Source organism: Bradyrhizobium sp., assembly GCF_019242285.1.
Classification (GTDB): domain Bacteria; phylum Pseudomonadota; class Alphaproteobacteria; order Rhizobiales; family Xanthobacteraceae; genus Bradyrhizobium.
The window spans coordinates 1-3604 of sequence record NZ_JAFAVV010000479.1; the positions used below are offsets into that span (position 1 = coordinate 1).

General features: G+C 61.0%; 2 protein-coding genes and 1 pseudogene. 1 reads left to right on the forward strand and 2 read right to left on the reverse strand.

Annotated elements, in window-relative coordinates:
* Both JOY90_RS18995 and JOY90_RS19000 read right to left on the reverse strand, forming a co-directional pair.
* Positions 1–421: pseudogene (locus JOY90_RS18995) on the reverse strand (hypothetical protein); the annotation flags it as partial.
* Positions 422–618: 197 nt separating this feature from the next.
* On the reverse strand, positions 619–1752 hold the full coding sequence (locus JOY90_RS19000; RefSeq protein WP_291692650.1) for a Gfo/Idh/MocA family oxidoreductase: 1134 nt from the start codon (positions 1750–1752) through the stop codon (positions 619–621).
* 209 nt (positions 1753–1961) lie between these two features.
* Between JOY90_RS19000 and JOY90_RS19005 the strand changes: the two genes are divergently transcribed.
* Positions 1962–3604 (forward strand): primary-amine oxidase (locus JOY90_RS19005; RefSeq protein WP_291692651.1); only part of this gene is annotated, 1643 nt, incomplete at its 3' end.

Sequence of the window (3604 nt, forward strand, 5' to 3'; positions counted from 1 at the left end):
CCTGTGCCATGCCCGCTTTGATCGGATCCTGAAGGCTTGCAGCGTCCGCAAAAAGCGCGATGCCGTCGGGCTTCAAGGCAATAGCTTGGTTCATGCCCGCGAGCCAAGAGGTCGGGCTACCTTTGCCGTCGATTACAGTAATGCTCCAGCCCAGTTTCTCGCCTGCCTGCTTGATGTACACTCCGTAGAGGTGGGAAATATCGTTTTGCTCATCCCCTGACAGAAAGACGACCCTCTTGCCGGCCTCCGGCTTAGGCGACTTGGTGGGTCCCTCCCATGTGGTCTGCGGACCGGCATATTTCGTAACCGCCGCCTTGGCGTCGGAGACGGCATCCGCCTGGGCGGATGGAACCGCGATGGTCGCGGTGAATACGACCGCGGATCCGGCAAAGAGTGTCGTTCGAAAGAAACTAAGGCTCATGGCAGCTCCTCCCTTTTTCTCCGCTTAATTGGTGGGACATTGATATCGTCAGGCTCATATCCGGTAGGCGTGCGCAACGGCTGGAAATTCATGCAGGCTATGCCTCATGGATCAACGCAAACAGCAAACGCAAACGGCAACCGTTTGAAGATCGAACGTAGGTTGTCCCATACGAGTGCGGCATCCAGTCCCGGCCCTCACCGCAGAGTCACGACCTTCTTCTTGCGCACGCTTTCATCGGCGGCGAGCACGATGCGAAGGCTGTTCACTGCATCCTCCATGTGGTCGGAAAGATCGATGTTCCGGCGGATCGCATTCATGAGGACGAGCTGCTCGCGTTCGCAGAGGTCGTCATGGCTCGGCTCATCGTCCATGCGGAAGAGCTCGTCGGCCTTGGCGAGCGAGTTGTCCTTGTTGAGCTTCGAATGGTGCAGGCGGATCGCGTTCGTCTTTGTGTGCGTGTCGATATCGGCCGACGTCGTGTCGCTTGCCCCCTCGACGGTGCCCTTGCCCTGCTCGGCCATGACAATGCTTGCACACCCCCTGGGTCCGACCACGTCCTTCACGAAGTAGGCAACCTCGCTCATCATCGGACCCCATCCCGCCTCGTACCAGCCGACAGATCCGTCGTCGAATTCAACGTGCAGGTGGCCGTAATTGTAGGTCTTGACGTCCTTCGTCAGATGCGCGCCGATGCCGTGGACGCGCACCGGTCTGGCGCCGGTCATTTGGCACATCACGTCGACATAGTGCACGCCGCAATCGACGATCGGCGGCAGTGACTTCATCAGGTTCTTGTGCCAGGTCCAGGCGTCGCCGATGGATTGTTGGTTCAGGTTCATGCGCATGACAAGCGGCTTGCCCAGACCTTTGGCGAGCTCGGTAAACTTCACCCAGGAAGGATGGACGCGCAGGATGTAACCGATGACAAGCTTCTTGTCCGCGTTGCGCGCCGCGACGACGACGCGTTTTGCGTCCTTCACTGTCTCGGCGATCGGCTTTTCCATGAAGACGTGCGCGCCCGACTTGAAGGCGCGGATGGCGTAGTCTGCATGCGTATCGGGCCAGGTGTTGATCGAAACGACATCGGGCTTCAGTGTCTCGAGTGCCTCACCGTAATCGGCAAAGCGCGGCACGTTCGACCAGCGTACTGGCAGGTCGGTGCGCTTGGCGATCCGTCGGGCGCAGAGCCCCGCGAGCTCGAACCCGTCGATCTTGTCGTAAGCGCGCGCATGCGAGGCGCCCATATTACCGACGCCGACCACCAGCACGCGCAGCGCACCGTTCTTCTTCGCTTTTCCATTCGCCATTTGGTTCGTCTTCGCGGCCATCTCTTTCCTCCCCTTGCAACCTTTGACGCACTCTCCCGAGAAGCTCACCTTATACTAGATACTAGCGAAACACTGGTGCCTCCAGCGTGAGCATATGACCACGTCGTGGTGAAAGACGGTGCGGCAAATACATCGCGTCACTTGACCCGCTTGTCTCCAGAGTCTTAAGTTTGTTTTTAAGGCACTTGCGATTACCGTGTAGGGCCACCATGGATACAGCTTACGCTGCCGCGCGGATATCGCCTCATCCGCTCGATCCATTGTCGACCACCGAGATCGCCCTTGCGACCGCGATCGTCCGCACCTCGCATGACCTGGGCGCGGGCATGCGGTTCGAGACAGTCGTCTTGCACGAGGATTTTGAAGCTGGCGAACCCGCGACGCGGCGCGCCTTCGTATCCTTCTACGACATCGCGACAGGCAACCTCTTCGAGGCGATTGTCTCGCTCAGCGGCGGAACCCTCGAGAGCTGTTTACCGCGCCCGGGCGCGCGGCCGCGCATCGCGCCCGAGGAATTCCTGCTGGCCGAGCAGATCGCCAAGTCGCATCCCGATTTTCTCGCGGCACTCGCCAAGCGCGGCATCATCGATGTCTCGCTGGTGTGCAGCGATCCTTGGTCTTGTGGCGTCTTCGGTCATCCCGATGAGATCGGGCGCCGTCTGATCCAGACGATCACCTGGGTACGCAACCATCCTCACGACAATCAATATGCTCACCCGGTCGAGGGCTTGAGCGCACTTGTCGACATTGATCGCGGCGAGGTGTTGCGGATCGACGATTTCGGCGTCATTCCGGTCCCGCGCGGGGAGGGCAATTTCGCGGCGGGTTTCCAGCAGAGTTGGCGAACGGATCTCAAGCCGATCGAAGTCATCCAGCCGCAGGGACCCAGTTTCACCGTCGATCGCTGGGGCGTCGGGTGGTGTGGCTGGCGGTTCCGCGTGGGCTTCACGCCACGCGAAGGGCTCGTGCTGCACGAGCTACGCGTCCGGGATGCCGGCACCTGGCGCAGCGTGCTGAGGCGCGCGTCGCTGGCGGAAATGGTGGTGCCATACGGCCACCCGAGCGACGTCCATCCGCGCAAGAACGCCTTCGATTGCGGCGAGTATGGGATCGGCGTGCTGGCGAACAGCTTGACGCTCGGCTGCGATTGCCTTGGCGCCGTGCACTATTTCGATGCCGTGGTAAATCGGATCGACGGCACCGCGCAAACCATTCCGAACGCGATCTGCCTCCACGAGGAGGACGCTGGCGTGCTGTGGAAGCACACCGATTTTCGTACCCAGGACAGCGAAGTCCGGCGGGGCCGCCGACTTGTGATCTCGTTCATCGCGACCGTGGGCAATTATGAGTACGGATTTTATTGGCACCTGTATCTCGATGGCACTATCGAATTCGTTGTCAAGCTGACCGGGATCATCAATACCGCGGGCCTGATGCAGGACGGCTCAACTGGCCGCGGCACGCTCGTTGCACCCGGCGTCGTCGGCCACATCCACCAGCACGTGTTCAACGTCCGCCTCGACATGGCGGTGGACGGGCCCAACAACACGGTTGTGGAAGTCGACACGGTCGCCGACCCGCCTGGTCCGGACAACCCGTGGCACAACGCTCTGTCGCTGGTCGAGAAGCCATTGCTGAGCGAGAAGGCGGCGCGGCGCTGCAGCGATTCATCGCGCATCCGCTGGTGGAAAATCGTCAATCGCGAGCGGAGAACGGCGCTTGGCCATCATCCCGGTTACCGCTTGCTGGCCCAGAGCGCACTACGCACGCCAATGCCGCCCGGCAGCCAAGTGGCTCAGCGCGCGGGCTTTGTCGCCAACGACATTTGGGTCACTCCGACGCGGGCCGATGA

Coding starts and splice junctions, on each gene's coding strand:
- JOY90_RS19000 (WP_291692650.1), bottom strand. CDS start 1,752: ATGGCCGCGAAGACGAACCAAATGGCGAATGGAAAAGCGAAGAAGAAC.